Origin of the sequence: Corallococcus sp. AB018, assembly GCF_003986945.1 — a bacterium.
GTDB lineage: Bacteria > Myxococcota > Myxococcia > Myxococcales > Myxococcaceae > Corallococcus > Corallococcus exiguus.
On record NZ_RAWR01000040.1, the window covers coordinates 23551 to 44743 of the forward strand.

Annotated in this window: 15 protein-coding genes; 5 read left to right on the forward strand and 10 right to left on the reverse strand. The window is 68.5% G+C overall.

Annotated elements, in window-relative coordinates; translation table 11 throughout:
- Nucleotides 1–137: 137 nt before the first annotated feature.
- The 4 genes from D7Y11_RS11215 to D7Y11_RS11230 all read left to right on the forward strand — a co-directional run bounded on the left by D7Y11_RS11215 (nucleotide 138) and on the right by D7Y11_RS11230 (nucleotide 7713).
- Entirely contained in the window at nucleotides 138–1421 is a 1284-nt protein-coding gene (locus D7Y11_RS11215) for a serine/threonine-protein kinase (protein WP_233607257.1), read from the forward strand.
- Between the two features lie 43 nt (nucleotides 1422–1464).
- A complete protein-coding gene (locus D7Y11_RS11220; protein WP_126933674.1) occupies nucleotides 1465–2514 on the forward strand; it encodes a PEGA domain-containing protein in 1050 nt (349 codons plus the stop codon).
- Between the two features lie 144 nt (nucleotides 2515–2658).
- Nucleotides 2659–4698 carry a TonB-dependent siderophore receptor gene (locus D7Y11_RS11225; protein WP_120577633.1) on the forward strand — a complete coding sequence of 680 codons (2040 nt, stop codon included), beginning with the start codon at nucleotides 2659–2661 and terminating at the stop codon, nucleotides 4696–4698.
- Nucleotides 4699–4767: 69 nt separating this feature from the next.
- Nucleotides 4768–7713, forward strand: coding sequence for a DEAD/DEAH box helicase (locus D7Y11_RS11230; RefSeq protein WP_126933675.1), 2946 nt, complete (start codon nucleotides 4768–4770; stop codon nucleotides 7711–7713).
- Here the strand turns inward: D7Y11_RS11230 and D7Y11_RS11235 are convergent.
- From D7Y11_RS11235 to D7Y11_RS11275, 8 genes are all read right to left on the reverse strand, one after another.
- The gene (locus tag D7Y11_RS11235; protein WP_346728393.1) at nucleotides 7679–8452 is read right to left on the reverse strand and encodes an immunity 52 family protein; all 774 of its coding nucleotides are present in this window, start codon (nucleotides 8450–8452) and stop codon (nucleotides 7679–7681) included. The two genes, D7Y11_RS11230 and D7Y11_RS11235, sit on opposite strands and share 35 nt — an antisense overlap.
- A gap of 12 nt (nucleotides 8453–8464) precedes the next feature.
- Complete coding sequence (locus D7Y11_RS11240; protein ID WP_126933676.1) at nucleotides 8465–10087, reverse strand: Tox-REase-5 domain-containing protein; 1623 nt, start codon at nucleotides 10085–10087, stop codon at nucleotides 8465–8467.
- Nucleotides 10077–10646 carry a hypothetical protein gene (locus D7Y11_RS11245; protein WP_306770431.1) on the reverse strand — a complete coding sequence of 190 codons (570 nt, stop codon included), beginning with the start codon at nucleotides 10644–10646 and terminating at the stop codon, nucleotides 10077–10079. The genes D7Y11_RS11240 and D7Y11_RS11245 overlap by 11 nt, the downstream gene beginning before the upstream one ends.
- Nucleotide 10647: 1 nt before the next feature.
- The gene (locus tag D7Y11_RS11250; RefSeq protein ID WP_121756133.1) at nucleotides 10648–11403 is read right to left on the reverse strand and encodes a DUF5953 family protein; all 756 of its coding nucleotides are present in this window, start codon (nucleotides 11401–11403) and stop codon (nucleotides 10648–10650) included.
- Nucleotide 11404: 1 nt separating this feature from the next.
- Nucleotides 11405–12325, reverse strand: a complete 921-nt coding sequence (locus D7Y11_RS11255) for a DUF6310 domain-containing protein (RefSeq protein ID WP_120581029.1) — start codon at nucleotides 12323–12325, stop codon at nucleotides 11405–11407.
- Between the two features lie 370 nt (nucleotides 12326–12695).
- Entirely contained in the window at nucleotides 12696–13097 is a 402-nt protein-coding gene (locus D7Y11_RS11260) for an arsenate reductase ArsC (protein WP_120581027.1), read from the reverse strand.
- Nucleotides 13098–13303: 206 nt separating this feature from the next.
- On the reverse strand, nucleotides 13304–14407 hold the full coding sequence (locus D7Y11_RS11270; RefSeq protein WP_126933677.1) for a winged helix DNA-binding domain-containing protein: 1104 nt from the start codon (nucleotides 14405–14407) through the stop codon (nucleotides 13304–13306).
- 24 nt (nucleotides 14408–14431) lie between these two features.
- On the reverse strand, nucleotides 14432–15394 hold the full coding sequence (locus D7Y11_RS11275) for a TIGR03885 family FMN-dependent LLM class oxidoreductase (RefSeq protein WP_126933678.1): 963 nt from the start codon (nucleotides 15392–15394) through the stop codon (nucleotides 14432–14434).
- A 158-nt stretch (nucleotides 15395–15552) separates the two neighbouring features.
- Between D7Y11_RS11275 and D7Y11_RS11280 the strand changes: the two genes are divergently transcribed.
- Nucleotides 15553–17217: an alpha-amylase family protein gene (locus tag D7Y11_RS11280; protein WP_126933679.1), complete on the forward strand. Its 1665-nt coding sequence runs from the start codon at nucleotides 15553–15555 to the stop codon at nucleotides 17215–17217.
- On the opposite strand, the gene D7Y11_RS11285 is transcribed toward D7Y11_RS11280, so the two are convergent.
- Complete coding sequence (locus D7Y11_RS11285) at nucleotides 17214–18284, reverse strand: hypothetical protein (RefSeq protein ID WP_120580919.1); 1071 nt, start codon at nucleotides 18282–18284, stop codon at nucleotides 17214–17216. The genes D7Y11_RS11280 and D7Y11_RS11285 overlap by 4 nt on opposite strands.
- Before the next feature lie 172 nt (nucleotides 18285–18456).
- The gene (locus D7Y11_RS11290; protein ID WP_126933680.1) at nucleotides 18457–21081 is read right to left on the reverse strand and encodes a M12 family metallopeptidase; all 2625 of its coding nucleotides are present in this window, start codon (nucleotides 21079–21081) and stop codon (nucleotides 18457–18459) included.
- Nucleotides 21082–21193: the final 112 nt, after the last annotated feature.

Below are 21193 nucleotides of genomic sequence, written 5' to 3' on the forward strand. Positions count from 1 at the left end.
CCGTCACGTTGTTAAAGTGTATTCACCGCAAAACCTGTTGACACGGTGTGCGAAACTTGTGGGGAGGTCTCGGCATAGGTATCTTCCCGGAATTGCGAGTTCCGTCCTGGGAGTACAATTTGGACAGGGTTGATACCGTGACGCCTTCGCCGGCCGCACCCGGGGTGGACATCCTCTTCGGGAAGTACCGCATGGTGCAGCGGCTCGCCACGGGCGGGATGGCGCACCTGTTCCTGGCGACCATCGACGGGCCGGACGGCTTCTCCAAGGCGTGCGTCATCAAGCGCATCCTGCCGGAGTACGCGAACCTGGAGCCCTTCGCGCGGATGTTCGCGGACGAAGCGAAGGTGGCGGCGCTGCTCACGCACCCGAACATCGTGCAGGTGTTCGACTTCGGGAAGATCGACGGTCAGTACTACCTGGCGATGGAGTGGATCCAGGGCCAGTCGTTGGATCGCATCATGCGGCACGCGGCGGCGGCGAACATCCCGCTGGGGCCCCGGGTGACGGTGGACGTGGGCCTGGCCATGTCGGACGCGCTCACGTACGCGCACGCGAAGACGCTGTCGGACGGGACGCCGCTGAAGCTGGTGCACCGGGACATCACGCCGGGCAACGTGCTGGTGTCTCGCGACGGCATCGTGAAGCTGGCGGACTTCGGCATCGTGAAGAGCTCCGTGAACCTGGAGCGCACGGTGGCCGGGGTGGTGAAGGGCAAGTACGCGTACATGTCCCCGGAGCAGATCACCAACCGGGAGTTGGATCACCGCTCGGACCTGTATTCGCTGGGCATCGTGCTCTACGAGGCGTCCACCGGGCGCCGGCTGTTCAAGCGCGACTCGATGGAGGCCACCATCATGGCCGCGTCGGCGGGAGACGTGCCGCCGCCGTCGCACGTGGCTCCCGGCTTCTCGCCGGACCTGGAGCGCATCCTGCTCAAGTGCCTGGCGAAGGACCCCGCGCAGCGCTACCAGACGGCGCGCGAGCTGCACGACGACCTGGAGCGCTACCGCACGGCGCAGCACTGGACGTCCGGCGGCCGGGAGCTGGCGGCGCTGATGGCCACGCTCTTTCCTCCGGACGCCACGGGTCGCGTGTCCACGGCGCTGGCGGTGCCGGGGTCCATGGCGGGCTCGTCGCCGGGAGTATCCGCGGATGCTTCGGGCATGGGCTCCACGCGCATGCCCAGCGGCATCTCCGGCCCGTCGCCCTTCGCGCCGCTGGAACACGCGGTGGAGCTGCGCGAGCCCAGCGCGCTGGTGCCCACGGGCATGCTGCCCCGGAGCACCGGGACGGGCTCCACCACGGGCGTCATCCCGTCGCCGGACGCGGCCTCGGCCGGGGCGTTCCCCTGGGGGCTGGCCGCGGCGGCGGGTGTCGCGCTGGCGGGCAGCGCGGTGTTCTGGCTGTTCATCGCGTGAAGGGCGGGCGCACCGTGTCGTCGTGGGAAGTGGGACTTTGAACGTGAAGAATCAGAAGACCTGGGTCGCCGTCATCCTGCTGGGCACCGTGGCCGTGAACGCCGGGGCGTACCTGGTGGTCCGCTCGCGCAAGGCCGCGCAGCCCGAGCCCGTCGCCACGCGCCCTCCCGACCCCACGCCTGTCGTGGCGCCACCTCGGACCGTGGCGTCCGTGGCCCCGCCCAAGGAGGACTCGCACGCGGGGCTCGTGCGGGCGCTGCGCGCGTCGGGCCTGGCCGCGCTGGAGGACCGCGACTACGAGCGCGCGGTCGCGCAGTTCACGGAGGCGCTCAAGCTGCGCCCGGATGAGGGGGACAGCGACCTGACGCGGCTGTTGGGCATCGCCACCGACCTGCGCTCGCGCGAGCAGACGCGGACCGCGCCCACGCCGCGTGAGCCGGCGCCCAGCCGCACGCCGCCCCGCACGCGCCTGGGGAAGCGGGGCGCCCGCGAGCAGCCGGTCGCCCAGGCCGCTTCGCAGGAAGAAGCGAAGGGCGGGCTCCTGCTGGTGACGTCCACGCCGCCGGGGCTGGTGGTGATGGTGGATGGCAGGGCGGTGGACATGACGCCGGCGCGGCTGCCGGTGTCCGCGGGCGCGCACCGCGTGGTGCTCGCGCAGGGCGACCGCCGCCTGTACGAGGAGACGGTGGAGGTGGACGCGGACTCGGTGCGCTCGCTCAACCGCGACCTCTCCGCGGAACTGACGCCGTCCACGCCGAAGCCGGCCGTGGCCCAGGTGGCGGCCGTGGCCCCGGCCTCGCCCCCGGCCGCGGGTGGTCCCGTGGCGTCCCCGCGCGACCCGGAGCCCACGAAGCCGCCCGAGCCCTCCGTGGCGAAGGCCGCCGTGGCGCAGCGGGGCGACCTGGAGGTGACGTCGCCGGGGCTCTACGGCGAGGTGTGGATCAACGGCCGGCCGTATGGCTTTCCGCCCATCTCCGCGCAGGCCCTGCCTTCCGGCCCCGCGAAGGTGGAGGTCCGCGTCAACGGCGAGGTGAAGCGGCGCATGACCGTGGAGGTCGAGCCGGGCCGCAGCACCCGCGTGCGCGTGAAGTGAACAAGGCCTACGCCCGCATTCGACGCAGTGCGCGTAATCCCAGAACTTTCGGACCCCGCTGAAGTCGCTACACTCTGTTTCACGTGAAGCCTATCTCCCCCCGGGACAGGCTCGCGTCTCCCAACTTCGAGAAGGTTGTTTCGTATGGGCTTCACCAGGCACGGGCGTCGTGTGTGTGTATGGCTTGCGTTGCTGGGCTCGGGCACGGGCTTCGCGCAGACGGCGCCGGAGCCCACCCTGGACCCCGGGGAGATGCCCTCCGCCCAGGAGCAGCTGGACGAAGAGCCGGAGGTGCACAGCCAGGTGGCGTCGTTCGCCATCACGAAGCTGCATGACTCGCCGGCCGTGGTGACGGCCATCACCGCGGACGAAATCAGGGCCTCCGGCGCGCGCGACCTGATGGACGTGCTGTTGCAGGTGCCCGGCTTCTTCTTCGGCGTGGACGTGTCCGGCACGGTGGGGCCGGGCTTCCGGGGCCTGTGGGGCCAGGAAGGCAAGGTGCTGCTCATCATCGACGGCAAGGAGATGAACGAGCAGCTCTACTCCACGATGCAGCTGGGCCACGAGTTCCCGGTGGAGCTGATTGAGCGCATCGAGGTCGTGCGCGGCCCCGGCTCCGTCATCTACGGCGGCAACGCGGAGCTGGCCGTCATCAACGTCATCACCCGGGGCATCCAGGGCAGCACGGACGCGCTGGTGGTGGGCACCTACGGGCAGCTGGCGCACGGCCTGGGCCGCCGCAGCCTCACGGTGTCCGGCCGCAAGGTGTTCGAAAGCGCGCCGGGCCTGAGCGCGTTCGCGTCCGCGTCGCTGGGGCAGGGGCAGCGCAGCGACGCCGTGTTCGACGACTTCTACGGCGACTCCGCGAGCATGAACGGCGCGTCGGCGATGGACCCCACGGTGGTGCAGGCCGGCGTGGGCTACCGGGACCTCCAGCTGAGCATCCTGTACCAGCGCCAGGACACCACGTCGGTGGTCTCCGTGGACGAGGTGCTGCCCACGCCCGCGAACACCGACTTCGAGTCGTTCCACGCCGAGCTGAGCGACCGCTTCCGGCCCACGGACCGGATTGAAATCATCCCCCGGCTGAACCTCACCCTGGGCGAGTCCTACCGGGACTCGGACGAGTCGTCTGACTTCTTCTACGACAAGCGCTACCGGCGCCTGCGCGGCCGGGCCCTGGCGCGCTGGGCGGCGTTCGACTTCCTCCAGCTCACGGGCGGCGTGGACCTGGCGTTCGACCAGGGGCAGCTGCGAGGCCCGGCGGGCATCGGCCAGCAGGAGCCCTTCAACGGCGACGAGGACGAGGTCTCCTACCGCAACGTGGCGGCCTTCATGGAGGTGTACTCGGACAACCCCATCGCCACGGTGGTGGCGGGCGCGCGCTTCGAGGACCACAGCGCCTTTGGCAGCTCGTTCGTGCCGCGCCTGGTGTTGCTCAAGTCCTTCGGGCCGGTGAGCGGCAAGGCGCTCTACAGCCGCGCCTTCCGAGCGCCGGGCATCGAGAACATCTCCCTGGGCGACGACGTCCGGCCGGAGCGCACCACGGTGTACGAGCTGGAGGCCACCGTGCGCCTGGGCGAGGGCCAGAGCTTCAGCGCCAACGCCTTCGACGTGGGCGTGACGGACCCCATCATCTATTCGTACGACCCGGTCACGGCGTCGGAGGCGTACCGCAACCTGGGCCGCCTGGGCAGCCGGGGCATCGAGCTGGACTACCGGCTGCGCGGGTCCTGGGGCCGCGCGCAGGCGGGCTATTCGTTCTACCGGCCGGGCGGGCGCAACGACGTGGAGGACTACCTGGTGCCCGGCCAGCCCAAGGCCTTCACCGGGCTGCCCACGCACAAGGTGACGCTGACGGGCACGGCGAAGGTGCTGCCGTGGCTGTCCGTCAGCCCCACCGCCGTGCTGGTGGGCCAGCGCTTCGCCGTGGGGGCGCCGGACGAGGAGGGCGTGTCGGAGGTCCAGACGCTGTCGCCCCGGCTGCTGCTCAACCTCTTCGTGCGCGCGGAGAACGTGGGGACGAAGGGCCTGGAGATTGGCGCGGGCGTCTACAACCTGCTGGGCAGCGACTTCCGGGTGGCCCAGCCCTACAACGGCGGACACGCGCCCCTGCCGGTGTTCAGCCGCGAGTTCATGGTGAAGCTGACCTACCTCTTCGAGCCGTCCTACGACGACGAGTAGCCTGGCCGTCGGCCGGGACGCATCCGACGTTGCGCAAGGGCGTGGCGGGGCGTAGGGAATCCGCCTGCCATGTCCGAGAACACCCAGCTCCTCGAAGCCGTCCGGAAAGAAGCCAAGCCGGGACTCTGGTCCAGGGGCGTCAGCCTCGCGCGTGACGGCGCGGTGGCGCTCCAGTCGCGCACGGCCTCGGAGATCGAGCTGCGCGTGAAGGTGGCGGGCCGGGCCGTGGCCTTCACCGTCGTCCTCTACCCGGGCGACGAGGCGTGGGAGTGCGACTGCCCCAGCCCGGTGGACCCGTGCGAGCACGTGGTCGCGGCGGCCATCTCCCTGGACAAAGCGGAGAAGCAGGACGCGCCGCTGGAGGCGGTGTCGGACCGCTGGTCGCGCGTGGTGTACCGCTTCACGCGAGTGGAGGGAGGGCTGCAGCTGCACCGGGTCCTCGCGCACGCGGACGGCACGGAGGAACCGCTGGAGGACCTCACGGGGCGCCTGGCGAAGCCCCAGGCCGGCGTCACGTTGCAGGTGGAGCAGGTGGACCTGGTGATGGAGCGCCTGTTGGAGCGGCGCACCCGGGGCCCGCTGCTGGCGGAGAAGCTGGACGCGCTGCTGAGGGCCCTGGAGCCCGCGCGCAACGTGCTCCTGGATGGCCGGCCGGTGGCGGTGTCCGGCGAGGTGCTGCCCCCGCGCGCGAAGGTGGAGGACAAGGGTCAGCAGTGGGTCATCACCATCACGAGGGATCCGCGCATCACGGAGGTGGTGAGCCCCGGCGTCGCGCTGACGGCGGAGTCCCTGGTGCGCCTGGGCGAGACGGCGATGACGGGCGCGTGGCTCCAGCACCTGCCGCTCGTGCGCACGTATTCGCCGGAGCAACTGGGCGAGTTGTCCGCGAAGATTCTCCCGGAGCTGGCGCGGCGCATGCCGGTGGACATGCGGAGCCGCCGCCTGCCGTCGGTGGACCGCGACCTGAAGCCGCGCATCCTCCTGGAGTTGAACCAGCTCACGCAGGGCCTGTCGGTGCTGCCCACGCTGGTGTACGGCGCGCCGCCGACGGTGCGAATCGACAACGGGCGCATGGTGTACCTGCGCGGCGCGGTGCCGCTGCGCGACGAGGCCGCGGAGCAGAAGCTGCTCCACCAGCTGCGCGACGAGTTGAACCTGGTGCCCGGCCGAAGGCTCACGGTGCAGGGCCCGGAGATGATGCGCTTCGCGGACAAGCTGCGGAAGTTCCGGGGCGACCTGGGCGGCGACGCGGCGGGCATCGTCAGCCCGGACATGCGCCTCAAGCCGTCCCTGCGCGTGGACGGCGGCGCGTCCGGCACGGGCGTGCCGGAGGTGCGCTTCACGCTGGAGTTCGAGGTGGAGGGCGGCAAGGGCGGCGCGCGCACGGTGGACGCGGCGGCGGTGGTGCGGGCGTGGACGGAGGGGCTGGGGCTGGTGCCGCTGGACGGAGGCGGCTGGGCGCCGCTGCCTCGCGCGTGGCTGGACAAGAACGGGCAGCGCGTGGCGGACCTGCTGGCCGCGCGCCAGGAGGACGGCCGCGTCGCGAACCACGCGCTGCCGGAGCTGACCCAGCTGTGCGAGTCATTGGACCAGCCGCCGCCTCCGGGGTTGGACAAGCTGGCCCCGCTGGTGGAGGGCTTCGAGAAGCTGCCGCCGCCGGTGCTGCCCGCGGAGCTCAACGCCACGCTGCGCGCGTATCAGCAGCAGGGCGTGAGCTGGCTGTCGTTCCTCAAGGGCGCGGGGCTGGGCGGCATCCTCGCGGACGACATGGGTCTGGGAAAGACGCTCCAGACCATCTGCATCCTGGGGCCGAAGTCGCTGGTGGTGTGCCCCACGAGCGTGCTGCCCAACTGGGTGGCGGAGCTCCAGCGCTTCCGGCCGTCGTTGAAGGTCTGCGTGTACCACGGCCCCGGCCGCAAGCTGGACCCCACGGCGGACATCACGCTCACCACGTACGCGCTGTTGCGCCTGGACGCGGCGGTGCTGGGAGCGCCCACGTGGGAGGCGGTGGTGCTGGACGAGGCCCAGGCCATCAAGAACCCGGAGAGCCAGGTGTCGCGCGCGGCGTTCGGGCTCAAGGCGAACCTGCGGCTCGCGCTCAGCGGTACGCCGCTGGAGAACCGCCTGGACGAGTTGTGGAGCCTGATGCACTTCACCAACCCGGGTCTGTTGGGAGGCCGCCGCCAGTTCGAGGAGAAGACGGCGCAGCCCATCGCGGACGGCAAGCCCGGAGCGGCGGAAGGCCTGCGTCGCCGCATCCGCCCGTTCATCCTGCGCCGCCTCAAGAAGGACGTGGCGCCGGAGCTGCCGCCGCGCACCGACTCCGTGATGCACGTGCAGCTGGATGAGCGCGAGCGCTCCGTCTACGACGCGGTGATGGCCGCGACGCGCGCGGAGGTGGTGGCGCTGCTCAACGAGGGTGGCAGCGTGCTCAAGGCGCTGGAGGCGTTGCTGCGGTTGCGGCAGGCGGCCTGCCATTCCGCGCTGGTGCCGGGGCAGCACGCGAAGACGTCCTCCAAGGTGCAGACGCTGGTGGACGCGCTGGAGACGGCGGTGGCGGAAGGCCACAAGGCGCTGGTCTTCTCCCAGTGGACGTCGCTGTTGGACCTCATCGAGCCGGGCCTCAAGGGAGCGGGCATCGGCTTCGAGCGGCTGGACGGAGCGACGGCGAACCGAGGCGAGGTGACATCGCGCTTCCAGGGCCAGGACGGCGCGCCGGTGTTGCTCATGTCGCTGAAGGCCGGAGGCACGGGCCTGAACCTCACGGCGGCGGACCACGTGTTCCTGATGGACCCGTGGTGGAACCCGGCGGTGGAGGCACAGGCCGCGGACCGAGCGCACCGCATCGGGCAGGAGCGGCCGGTGATGGTCTACCGGCTGGTGTCCCAGGGCACGGTGGAGGAGAAGATCCTGGGTCTCCAGGAGAAGAAGCGCGCCCTGTTCGAAGCCGCGCTCAGCGAGGCTTCGGGCGCCGCCGCCATCACCCGCGAGGACCTGCTCCAGCTGTTCGCATGAGCCCTGCCTGGGCCAGCAGCTCGCGCACACGTCGCGCCAGTGCGACGTGCTCGGGGTTGGCCACGGTGAAGCGCTCGGGGGTGAGGATGATCAACGAACCCCTGTCCTCCACCGGCTCGATGCGCACGGGGGCGGGCAGGGGGGGCACGGTGCCCCGGTCACGGGCGAGGTACGTCACCCAGCCAAGCCACGGGTCGTCCTTGCCCTGCCTACCATCCATCGCCCGATACGTCTCGGACATGGCCACCGCCCAATCGGGTTCCCACGCCAGTGCCATGCTGCGCGTCACGTTCGTCAGCATGGAGGCTGTGAGCATTCGCTCCGCGCTCGCCCCTTTCGATGGGATTGACAGGACGCACACGTTGGCGGTGCTGTTCTGCTCGTAGCTCCCGCAGGTCATATTGACGATGACCATCTCCTTGGGAGGACCGTCGTTGTATGCGCTGACCCTCAGCCCCAATTGCTCGAAGGCGGGTCCGCCCGGCTCACGGTTGACACCACGCCGGAACGCTTCTGTCAGGGTGGGTAGGTCGGGAGGCATGAGGGGCGTCTTGCGTCCCTTGCCGCGCGGCTTGGGAATCTTGTTCCAGCTCCCCAGCAGGGGATCGCATGCGGCGAGCATGTTGAAAAAGGCCGCCGCACGCTGGGCACACGCCTCGGGAGACTCTCGTCGCGGACCCCAGTAGGCACCTGCATAGTAGGTCTCTGGATAGGTCCCGGAATCAGCGGGGGTCGTCATGAGGTGTATCTCTCAAGGGTTCAACGGGTGCACCGAGGTGGGGATGACGATGATCTCCGTGACGCTGTTGCTCTCTAGCAACTTCCGAATGGAGTCTGCCGCATGCTTCTCCGCGACGTGCCATTCAATCCGAATGCCCATTCCACGGACGATGGCGACCTGGCGCTGTCCTTGGGTCACGAGTTCGTCGGCCTTGCCCGAAAGGCTGAACCAAGCCTTGGGATCGAGGTTGTCCTCGAAGAACGCAGCGTAGCCGGGGCCCTTGGCGTCCAGGAGCACGTCATCCCTGAACCCATCGAACTTGACGCCCCCGGCCTTCGTACTCGTGCCGCCGACCCAGTACACCTCATCCGCCGTGTGCCCGGTGATCTGCTCCTGGTAGCGCCGGGCACGCGGAGACATCGCCTCCTTTGCGGGCGCCCACTGCCCGGGCCCCTTGGACGGAGCCGCGCCACTGCCAGTCGTGTTCGCGCGCTGGAGGATGATGGCCGCCCCGGGCCCACCGCTCAGCACCGCCGCCGCGCGTCCTGCTGGCACTGAGACCCGTTCCAGCGCCAGCGCGCCTTCCACCGACAGCGAGAGCACCGGCATCGTGGCCTCCACGCCCACCGACATTCCCTTCAGCGTCCGCGTCGTGGCCGAGGCCGCGCCCGCGGTGAAGAGCAGTCCTGTCGTCAGCCGCGACACTTCACGGATCTGCTCGCCACGGGTCATGAACTGGAATCGCTCCCAGTACGCGGGCGATGCCGCGATGAGCGCCGCCACGCCCGCTGGCAGGTGGCGCAGGCCCGCGATGCTGTCCACGGGACGCGTGAGCAACTGTCCCAGCGCGTGGTACAGCTCCACGAATGCATCCTCGGCTCCATCCAGGGTGCGGCTGATGACGTCCGCGTCGTCGTACACCTCGGCCAGGGGCCGCCAATCCGAGGACTGGAGCTGCGCGTCCACGTTCCGGAAGACGCCGCCCTTACCGCTGTAGAAGCGGCCCAGCTCGAAGCCATGGGCTCGGAAGGCGCCGTCCTTCCATTCAACCGTTGCCACCTTCTGTTGGGTGCGCCCGGTGAGTGCCCACGCGAGATAGCCGTCAGGTCGCAGAACCGCGATCTGCTCCCGGGAGAAGCGCTCCACCCGCCGCGACAGCTCCTTCCGTTTGACTTCGCCTCCCTCCATCACCTCGCGCAGGATGAAGCCCGCGGCCATGCGAGGCGGGAAGGTGCTCAACGTGACGGGCTTGCCCAGGAGCACTCCCATCAGTCGCGCCGCTTGCGTGGGCGTCAGAGCGTCTCCCAGGGTGCGTTCGTCTCGCGCTTCCAGTCCCGCGTTCGTCAGCAACTGTTCCCACGCGTCCGGTTGCACGTCGTCGGAGCGGGTGACGTCCGCCATGGCCACCGCACGAACGGGGCTCGCTCCCGTCATCTCATCGCGCACGGCCTTGCGGCGGTACAGCCGTGGCGCTTCCTCTCGGGGCGTGACGCTCAGTGCCGGGGACGGCGCCTCGTCGTTCGACGCTCGTACTCCAGGGGAGTCAATCTCCGTGCGGGACGTGTAGCTCAGCGTCCTTCCAGGACTGGGAGGCAACGAGGCGCAGCCGGTGAAGAAGAGGGCCACGCACCCCAGCAGGACGTCAGCGCGCATTGTCCACCCCCAGGCCCGCCGAGGCGAAAGCACCTGGACGCAAGGTCCCGTCATCTTCCGGGAACAGCAGCGTGCCGCCTGTGACCACCGCGTAGAGCTTCCCCGCTGCGATTCGCCAGCGCGCTTCCACCGCGCCCAGGTAGCCAGCCTCGGGTTGGCCCAGGCCCACGCCCAGGCCCTTCACCGCCAGCTCAAGGTTCCGTTCCAAGAGCTGCACCGCCATGCGCCCGTCCGCATCCAGGCGGCCCCAGGAGAAGGGCTCCACGCTCAGCGACGCCATCAGGTGTCGTTGCAGCCCGCGATAGCCCACGGCATCCCATCCCACCCGCGCCTCCGCCTGGAGCGAGTACCCGTCCGGGAAGCGAGAGGAGGCCAGTGGCGCACCCTCAGGGCCCACTGCTTGGAATCGCACCAGTTCGTAGTCCGGACCGAAGAAGCCCTGTCGGAAGCCACCGTGCTGCCTGCGTGCCTCCAGGCGCAGCGACACATCCCACGCGGGTGCCACCGCCATCACCCGCGAGGACCTGCTCCAGCTCTTCGCGTAAGGCGTCGGCGTCACTTCAAGACGCCGCACGTCCGCCAATTTCCGGAAAGCGCTCATAGGTTCGCTTGAGCGCTTCCAGATGAGCAGGGTCGTCCAGGTCGAGCGGCGTATCCGTCAACTGCACTACCCACCCGCCCGACGATGTGTGCCGCGCCCGTGAAAGCAGTTCGGTGTCGCGAGCAGGATCCGGGAACCCGATGGCCTGTGCGGCAGCGGCTGACCAGTAGTTCATCCATCCCAGCCGGTGGGGAATCTCTGGTGATTTCATGGCTCCAGGGGACGTAATCACCGGTAGGCCGCGAGGGGGCACCTCCAGGTCATCTGGCCGATTCCTCGTCTGCCGCGCAATGTCCGCGCTGGCCCTGAACGGCGTGGCATGTCCCCAGTGAGCGCGTGCGCTTTCCGCCACGGCCTCCAGCACATCAACCACCGCCGCGAGCCCTCCCTCGTTCGGAGGCAGCTGCGCATGGACCTCCAATTGTGACTGACCGCCTGGGGAGCTATCCGCTGGTGACTCCCATCCAGAAATCATCACGGGAAGGTTTTCGTTGCCGTTGCACACGAGAGGGAATCCCCCATCTTTGGTCCCCGCTGCGAGCCATGCGTCGCGTTGTGGCAACGCGATGGGGCGTCCGTCGTCGGAAACCTTCCACTCCAGGCGCAGGCCAGGGAATGCACGTTCCATCCCATGAACCACGGCGAGGGGGCGGTGGTCTGCACTCACGAGTGAAGGCGCGTAGACGATGAGGTTGATATTTCGTTTGGCTGTCATCTCAGCACCAGTCCATGACGACGATAAAGCCCTTGAGATCAGGGGCCGCCTCTTCCAGTGCTTCCTTATGCGCTTCGCTGCGCACACCGACTCGGAAGTCAAATCCGCAGGCTCGAGCGAGACCGCGCTCAATCCGCATCTTGGGCACTTGATCCCTGATCACCTGGCCCTGGAGGAAGTCACTGAATGTATCGAAACTGTCGGTCTTGACCTCCCAAAGCACGCGTGTCGCCAGTTGCAGCGCGTCGAAATTCTTCCCATTCACGAACACATCCCACCCGGGGAAGCTGTTGTTCGGAATCTTGTCGGCACACTTGTTGTGCGGGTCATTGCCACCACGGTGATTCACCGGGATGGGCTCGCAGCTGGCTCGGCGCGTCCGGTCCATGGGCACAGGCGGCACTGGGGGCTGCCAGTCCTGTCCCGCTGGCTCCGGCTCCAGCTTGGGCTTCCGCTTCGCTACGGCCTCACGAGATGCCCCTTTCGTTCCTCGTGATGCCGCAGCTTCTTCGGGGTAGAGGTGGCGGAGTTCATACGCATCCAGCTCTTCCTTGATGGCGACGGCGACCACCACCACGCCAAGAACGATCACGGCTCCCACAACAATCTCAGGAGCCACCAGAACGCAGAGCCCGATTCCCATGGCACCAGCGCCAGCGGAGGCGACAGAGCATCGTCCCGTAGTGTCATGGAATTCGATCCGGTCGTGGTCGAGGGCTCGATAGCACTGCTCCATGAGAACGGGCCAAGGCTGGGAAGCCTCTCGGGCAACGCAACGTCCCCCGTCAGTCCAGGGCAGTTTTGCTGCTCGCTGAAGGTTGGCAAGCCTCGGGCTCCGCGTTCCCTGCACACTGGGAGGCGGTGTCGACGAAGCGCAGGCCGAGAGGAGGAGTAGGAGTGCGATGTAAGCGCGGAAACGCATGACTACGAGCCGCCTACCGACACAGAAGTGGAGCGACGCATCGCGATTACACTCGCCGGGCATGCCCCACGTAGCTCTTCGGAGGCGTTTAACTCCGGAGGAAGCATGTCCCGGTCGATGCGGACGAAGCCGAAACGGGGGAAGTAGTCTGAGGCCGTTGTGGTCAGCAGGAACAAAGTTGGGAGCCTGTCCTCATCGGCCTTCGCAAGGACGCGCCGAACCAAGTCGGAATGACCCTTCATTTTCTCCGCGACAACGACATGGAAGTGCGGAAGGTGCTCCGTCACACCCAGGAGGGGCAGTCCCGCCGAAGAAAGAAGGGCCTGGATTGCAACCAGGTCGCCGGGGCGGGCAGCGCGTATCGCGAGGGTCATCGACGCCACTCCTCTCGGGACAGAAGGTCCACCACACGAGAGCGCACGTCGTCCCGGATCTCACGCACGCGCTCCAGGGATTTACCCTTAGGGTCCTCCAGAGGCCAATCTCCCCGCTTCAAGCCAGGCACGAAGGGGCACGCATCCCCGCATCCCATGGTGATGAGCCAGTGTGCGCCCTGGGCAAGATCCTCCGTGAGGAGCTGGGGCTTGGCCTCCGACAGGTTGATGCCCACTTCGGCCATGACGGTCTGAACTTCGGGATGCACACGGTCACCCGGCTGCGTACCGGCGGAAATGGCGTGCGCTCGCGTCGGGTCCGCCATGGCGTTGAAGAACGCAGCCGCCATCTGGGAGCGGCCGGCGTTGTGTACACATGCGAAGATGACCTTCTTCATAGGACAGACTCCTCGGGTGGGCTCCCGAAGAAGCTGTGTGCGTGGCCAGCGGCGCAGCGACGATGGAACCCGGCAGCCAGTCTACTGCCTGTCCGACGTGCTGAGGACCGCGCCGACCGAGAAGCATGGCAAGCGGCGCCCATCGCTGACCCTCGCAGCACCTGGCAATCCTGCTGAGTTCGCTGGCCTTGTGACAGCGGCAGCTACTAGGTGGCGAACCGCACCGCCACCTTCGCTGCGTCCGGATCACTGAAGCGCAGCAGGTCCTCTCCCTCCTGCACCAGTGCGTCGCGGACGGGCTTCTTCAGCGCGTCAAAGGCATTGCAGACCAACGTCGCGGTGCCCTTCGTGCGCTCGGTGGTCCAGACGCCAGCGGTGCGCCCGTCCACCAGGAACACGTTCAGCACGCGCAGGTTCTTCGTGGACAACAGCGCACGGTGCTCCTCCGGCACCACGCGGGTCCGGTCCGCGTGGGAGAGGATGAGGTTGTCGAAGTCCGGCAGGAAGCGCACCGGCGCGGGCGTCTCTTCGGGCGGGCGCGGGGCCTTGGGCAAATCAAAGAGGACGCGCTTCTTCTCGTCGCGGAACTCCACCAGCTTGCCGCGCACCTTCTCGAAGGCGTCCTTCAGCGGCTTGATGCCGGACCAGCTCTGCATGTCCGCCACGGTGGCGGGGCCGAAGGCGGCCAGGTAGCGCAAGACCAGCGGTGACGCGTCGTCGTCCGTGGAGAGCTTCTCGCCCAGCCACGACTCCGCCAGCGTGAAGCCGGAGTTGCCGGGCCAGCCCCACTCCAGCCCTTCCTCGGGCACCTGGACGAGCGGCAGCATCATCCGTGCGGCGAAACCCATGGCCCGCTCGTCGCCGTCCACGTGGTGCTTCATCAGGTGCGCGCGCACCGCCTCGAAGGTGCGGGGCTTCTCCTGGAGGAAGGGCTTCGCGGTGGCCAGCAGCGCGGGCAGGTCCAGCGCAGCAGCGCGCTCCTTCAGCACGGAGCGCATGGCCGCGTTGAGCAGGGGCTGGAACAGGCCGCGGTAGCGCAGGTAGTCCTTCGCGGTCATCAGGTGCAGCGTGCCGCGCATCATCGTGCCGCGCGCCAGCTCCCGCTTGAGCGCCAGCTTCGTGAGGGCGTCGCGCTGGAAGCCCTGGAGGCGCGACCAGAGGGCCAGATACGGCGGGCGCGCGAGCTGCGCCTGGAGCCCCACCAGGTGCTCGATGGCGCGCGGCACGGTCATCTTCTCGCGCGTGAGCAGCAACTGGCGCGCGAGCGTGGCGCGGTTGAGGGCCTGACGGGACAGCACTTCGGTGGGCATGCTCCCGAGCATACCCAGCGGCTTTCAGCGCGTGAGGGCCGGAATCACCTTCTCGCCGAACGCCTCGATGAAGCCGTCCTGCTCGCGGTTGACGTTGTGCAGGTACAGCCGGTCGAAGCCCAGGCGCAGGTCCTCGCCCAGCCAGTCCATGTGCTGCTGGAGGCTGCTGGAGACTCGCAGCGGGCCATCCAGGTCGTGCGGCTGCACCACGTTCGCGGCCTCCTGGAACTGCGCGGGCGTGCGCAGGTCCGTGAGGACGCTGTTGGTGAAGATGTTGGACGCCCACTGGTTGTACGCCCCTTCACGTGCGAGCTCGTCGTCCTTCGCGTAGGACAGCTGCACCTTGAGGAACAGGGGCTTGCCCTCGCCGCCGCCATCTCGGAAGGCATCCACCACCTTGCGCAGCTCCTCCGGGGGCCGCGCGGTCGTGATGAGGCCCTCCGCCCAGCCCGCCACCCATCCCGCCGTCTTCGGCGTCACTGCCGCGCCCACCAGCAGCGGCATGTCCTTGGGGCGCGTGTAGAGCTTCGCCTCCTCCACGGTGACGAGCCCCCGGTGCGTCACCGTCTCGCCTCGGAAGAGGGCGCGCATGATGTCCACGCACTCCTTCAGGCGCGCGTTGCGCAGGTCCTTCGCGGGCCAGCCCGTGCCGGTGATGGCCTCGTTGAGGTACTGGCCACTGCCGAGCGCCATCCACGCACGGCCGGGGTACATCTCGTTCAGCGTGGCCAGCGCCTGCGCGACGATGGCCGGGTGGTAGCGCTGACCCGGCGCCGTGACGGAGCCGAAGGACAGCCCGGTGGTCGCGAGCGCCGCGCCCATGAACGCCCACGCGAAGCCGCTCTGCCCCTGTGCCTCCGTCCACGGGTGGAAGTGGTCGGAATTGAGCGCGGCCTGGAAGCCCGCGCCTTCCGCCTTCTGACAGAGGCGCAGAAGCTCACTGGGCGGGAACTGTTCGTGCGACGCGTGGAAGCCGATGAGGGGCATGGATGCGTCCACCCTGGAGCCGGATCCGCCCGGCCGCGAGGCCCGCCTTCGCGCGAGTGTTGGCTGAACGAAGCCTGCCTGCCCCCGGGTGTGGGGTTCCTCACGGCGCGCGGGAGTCGCCGGATGCCTCCTGGGAACGGAGGGCTAAAGGGAAGGGGATGATTGAAGACCTCTGGTACAAGAACGCGGTCGTCTACTGCCTCGACGTCGAGACGTTCATGGACGGCAACGGCGACGGCGTGGGGGACTTCACGGGCCTGCGCCGCAAGCTGGACTACCTGGCGGGCCTGGGCATCACCTGCCTGTGGCTCTTGCCCTTCCAGCCCACGCCCAACCGCGACAACGGCTACGACATCAGCGACTACTACGGCGTGGATCCGCGCCTGGGGGACCTGGGCGACTTCGTGGCCTTCACCCACGAGGCGAAGCTCCACGGCATCCGCGTCATCATCGACCTGGTGGTGAACCACACGTCGGATCAACACCCGTGGTTCCAGGCCGCTCGCAAGGACCCGGACAGCCGCTACCGCGACTACTACGTCTGGTCGAAGAAGCGGCCCAAGGACGCCAACAAGGGCATGGTCTTCCCGGGCGTGCAGCCCTCCACGTGGACGTACGACAAGGAGGCACGCCTCTGGTACTTCCACCGCTTCTTCGACTTCCAGCCCGACCTCAACGTGGCGAACCCGGAGGTGCGCGAGCAGATCCTCAAGGTGATGGGCTACTGGCTGGAACTGGGCGTGTCCGGCTTCCGGGTGGACGCGGTGCCCTTCCTCGTCGAGCTGAAGGGCGTGAAGAACCCGGACGTGAAGAACCCCTACAAGCTGCTGGAGGAGATGCGCGAATTCCTCTCATGGCGCAGAGGCGACGCCATCCTGCTCGCGGAAGCCAACGTCACCATGAACGAGGTGGTGGAGTTCTTCGGCGACAACGACCGCATGCAGATGGTGTTCAACTTCCTGGCGAACCAGAACTTCTACCTGTCGCTCACGCGAGGGGACGTGACGCCGCTGGTGCAGGCCCTGAAGTCAGCTCCCAGGCTGCCGCACACGGCGCAGTGGGCGAACTTCCTGCGCAACCACGACGAGCTGGATCTGGGGCGCCTGTCGGACGAGGACCGGTTGGAGGTCTTCGAGGCTCTGGGGCCGGACAAGGGCATGCAGCTGTATGACCGGGGCCTGCGCCGCCGGTTCGCGTCGATGCTGGACGGCGACCGCCGTCGCATCGAAGTGGCCTACAGTTTGATGTTCTCACTGCCGGGGACTCCAGTGCTCTGGTACGGCGACGAGCTGGGCATGGGGGAGAACCTGTCACTCGTGGAGCGGCAGTCGGTGCGCACGCCCATGCAGTGGAGCCCGGAGCCGCACGGCGGCTTCACGTTGGCGCAAGAGCCGGTGAAGCCCCTGGTGTCGGAGGGGCCGTTCGGCTTCCGGCAGGTGAACGTGGCGCAGCAGCGCCGCGACCCGGCCTCACAGCTCAACTGGACCGAGCGCATCATCCGCGCGCGCAAGGAGTGCCCGGAGCTGGGGTGGGGTGCGTGGAAGGTGCTGCGCACGGGCAACAAGGGCGTGCTGGCCATCCGGTACGAATGGAAGGGCAACGCGATGGTGGTGCTGCACAACCTGTCCGCCCGGCCTTGCACGGTGAAGCTGGATCCGGGCGGCGAGGAGCCGTGCACGCTGTTCAACGTGCTCAGCGAGGACCACTCGGAGCCCGTGGACGGACAGCGCCACGGGCTCACGCTGGAGGGGTACGGCTACCGGTGGTTCCGCGTGGGGTTGGAGAACCCCGCGCGCAAGCACCGCACGGAGCCGCTGCCCTAGTAGAGCATGTTGGCGATGTCCTTCACCGGCTGCGGGGCGGCCTCGGTGTTGCCCAGCGCGCCCATGACGCCTCCGAAGATCATCCCGGCCGGGTTGGCGCGGCCCTTGGTGATGGAGCCGATGACGCCCTCCGCGGCGCCCTTCAGGGTGTTGACGTAGCCCTTCGCGGCGCCCTCGAGGACGCCCTTGAAGCCGCCCTCCGAGTTGCCCACGCCCGTCAGGACGTTGCTGACTCCCGGCAGGAACCAGAGGGCCTTGCCGGCCTCGCCCGCGGCCCACTGGAAGTTGTCCTTGTTGCTGCCGTCCGCCTTCACGTGGGTGTCCTTGGTGGTCGGCAGCTGGTGCTCGCCCAGGAAGGAGTAGCCCTTCTCGGCGAAGTCCTTGACCATGCCGGCCTCCGTGCCGTGGCGCGCGTCGCCGTCCTTGGTGATGCCCTCGATGTTGCCGTCACCTACGCCGCCCTTGACCTTGCTATCCCGGTCCCCGCCCGTGGAGGCCTTGGCGCTGTCGATGAACTCCAGCACCTTGGCCAGACGGTAGACGCCGTCGGCGTTCTGCTTCGGATCCTTCAGGTCCAGCTTGGGGTCGACACCCGTCTGCTTGCACAGCTGGTCGAACTTGATGTCCTTCTGGCGGCCCAGGTTCTTCAGCGCGGGCGTGTCGTCGACAATCTGCGCGGCGGAGCGGTTGTCCCCGGCCGGGCGCTTGTCATTGGCGCTGGGGACGCCGTTGGAGGCCTGCTGCGGAGCAGGATCCGGCGCCTGGGTCGCGGCCGGAGCCGGAGCCAGGTTCTGGAGCTCCGGGGGGAGACCCCGGGGGGCGAAGGCGGCCGGGGCGCTGAGCATGTCCGACGCACCCTCCATCGCGGACATCCCGCGCGGCTGCCGCCGGTTGATGATCGCGGGCTCGAACGAGTCCACCTGGCTGAAGCCCCGCGCCGGCATGCTCCGGGAGGCGTCCGCGACAGGCCCCGCGGAGAGCTGGGCCTTCGGGCTGACGAGCGCGGACTCCGCGGTGGTGGGGCGCAGCAGGGAGGAGGAGCGGGCCGTGGCCTTGAGGTCGATCATGGTTATCACCTTGGGTCTGAGCAGCGACGTGCCCTGACCTCATTGCAGCGGGCATGCCGACAAGGTGAACCGCGCAACCCCTGGAACTCACAGGAAGAGGACGCTCGCGCCAGGTGCCCGGCCGGTGACTGCAGTCACCAGGAGGATGGCGCGAGTCATCACGTCAGCGGCTTCAGTTCATCTCCACCTTCTGGAAGAGCAGCTCCGGCGGGGCGGCGCCGTCGGCGAAGTCCAGGATGGTGGTGAAGTAGGTGGGGTCGTTCCAGGAGCCATAGAGCACCTGGTCGTGGCCCAGGCCGCGGAAATCGCCCACGAGCATCCGGTTGGCCAACAGCGTGGGGTAGTAGCTCACGCCCTGCGCCTCGCTGTAGCGCACCTCGGCGGGCGCGACGCCGTCGAGGAAGTCCGCGATGAGCATGGCCGTGCCGGTGGTGCCGTTGTTCACCAGCAGGAGCTGATCATAGCCCAGGCCCCGGAAGTCCCCCGCCGCCTGGTTGTCGTCCGCGTCCATCAGCCCGTCGAGCACGGTAAAGGCACCGGACGCCTCCACGTAGCGCACCTGCGCCGGGCCCACGCCCGCGCTGAAGTCGAGGAGCTTCACCCGCGCGCCCGTGCCGGAGCGGTTGAGGCAGAGCACCTGGTCGTAACCCCGGTTCTGGAAGTCGCCCACGTAGAAGCGGTCGTCGGGTTCGGAGCAATCCTCGAAGGAGTTCGGGGCGCTCCACTCCTCGTGGTAGCCGGCCTCCGAGGGGACCACGCCGTCGCTGAAGTCGGTGATCATCACGCGGCCGCCCGTCCCGGAGCGGTTGAAGAACAGCACCTGATCATGGCCCCGGTTGAGGAAGTCGCCCGCGAGCTGCAGGTCCTCCGGGTTGTGCCAACCGTCGAGCAGCACGCTCTGTCCCCAGGACTCGTGGTAGCGCACCTCCGAGGGGGCGGCGCCGTCGCGAAAGTCGGTGATCATCACGCGGCCGCCCCAGCCGTCGGTGTTGATGAAGAGCATCTGGTCGTAGCCCAGGCCCCGGAAGTCACCCTGGAGCTTGATGTCACCGGGGTTGTGCCAGCCATTGAGCAGGACCGACGCGCTCCAGGACTCCTGGTAGTGGAAATTGGGGAAGGCATTGGCGTTGACGTAGCCGGAGACGAGCACGCGCGGGCCATAGCCCGACCCGTCGATGGCGATGAGTTGATCCGCGCTGCCCGTGCCGGCGAAGACGCCCGCCTTGTAGACGGAGGGCATGGCCAGCCGGAACGTCTTGGGCGCGTTGCCGAGCAGCGGGCTGTGGCGGCCCTGCTGATCCAACGCGTAGATGCGCAGCGTGTGGTCCAGGCCGTCCACGTAGTGGTCCGGGATGCGGAAGGAGAAGCCGTTCGCGCCGGACGCCATGGGATAGGCGCTCTTCACGTCCGCGCGGTAGAGGTTCGCCGTCACGTTCGCCACGGACGCCGGGTTGCCGTCGATGGAGTAGTAGACCGCGATGGACGCCGACGGCGAGTCCAGGTCCAGCGCCCAGCCCGTCACCGTGCCGTCGTAGGAGATGTTGTCGAGCGTGCCGAAGGCGCCCGGCAGGTTGAAGGTGCGCGGCGAGCCCGCGAGCAGCGGGTTGTGGAGGCCCTGCGCGTCGATGCCATAGACATACATCGTGTGGTTCTGGCCGTCGCGGTACCAGGCCGGCACCGGGAAGTAGAACCCGTGGTCGCCCAGGATGCCGTCGTACGCGGTGTTGACGTCATTGCGTGAAACGTTCGCGGTCGCGGAGCCGCCGTACGCGCCGGAGCCCGCCGGCCCGTCGATGTAGAAGTGCACGTCCACGGAGACGGACGGCGACGCGGTGTCGAAGGTCCAGCCCTTCACGTAGCCGGTGGAGGTGATCTCCTCGAAGTTGCCCTTCATCTCACCCGGGTACATGGACGCGGCGGAGGCGACGTCACCCGCGCTCAGGGCGGTGCGCTGGCCAATGGCCTGGCCGCCCTTGGTCTGGATGGTCACCCTGCGCACGCCGGTGACGGGGTCGGCGATGCCGAAGTCCCGGGCGCCGTAGTGCATGATGGACCCATAGTCATAGGGCCCGACGTCGTCGCCGTTGCTGATGTGCTGCTCGAAGTTGTGTTCCTTGTTGGGCTCGATGTTGTCCCAGAGGATGTCCACGAAGCTGTCGCGGTCCTCGCGGCTCTGCTCGTGCCAGAAGCCGATGGCATGGCCCAACTCGTGGATGACGTTGCCCAGGCTGCACGCGCCCTCCAGCGTGACGAACTGCCGGCCGCCCTGGCGTCCCACGGACGATGAGCAGCCCTGGCCCTTCACGAAATAGACGTGGTCGACGGAGGAGGGCGTGCTGGCGGAGATGGGCACGAAGCGCAGGCCCGTGCGGCGCTGCCAGTGCCGGATGGCGTCGTTGACGACGAAGTTGTCATCCAGCGAGCCGTAGACGTGGACGTACGGGACGACGCCGTTGGGCCAGCGCTTGCTGCTGCCGCTGACCTGGATGCTCTCCGCGGAGACGCGGTTGCCGGCCTGGGCCTTCACCTTGGGAGACTCGCGCTCCACGTCCTCCACGGTGCCCAGGATGATGTCGCCCTCGAAGAGGGCCAGGCCGTCGATGGCTTCGTACTTCACCTCGCGGGCCTCGGCCTTGGGCCCAATGCGGGCCCACGTGGAGCGCACGCCGGAGATGGCGGGCGACTGGGGCGCGGGCGGAGTGGTGGGTTCGGCGGCGTCTTCCGGGCGGCAGGCGGTGCCAAGGCAGGCCACGGCCGTGAGCGCCCGGATGAACCGGGCGTGATGGGTGATGCGCATGTTGGATTCCCCCTCGTTGGGAGTCGCGGTGACTCGCGGTGCGATACGCAGGGACTCGCGGAAGTTGGCTGTGCGGGGGGGACGTTTCCCGCGCTATGAGGGGGCCTCCTTC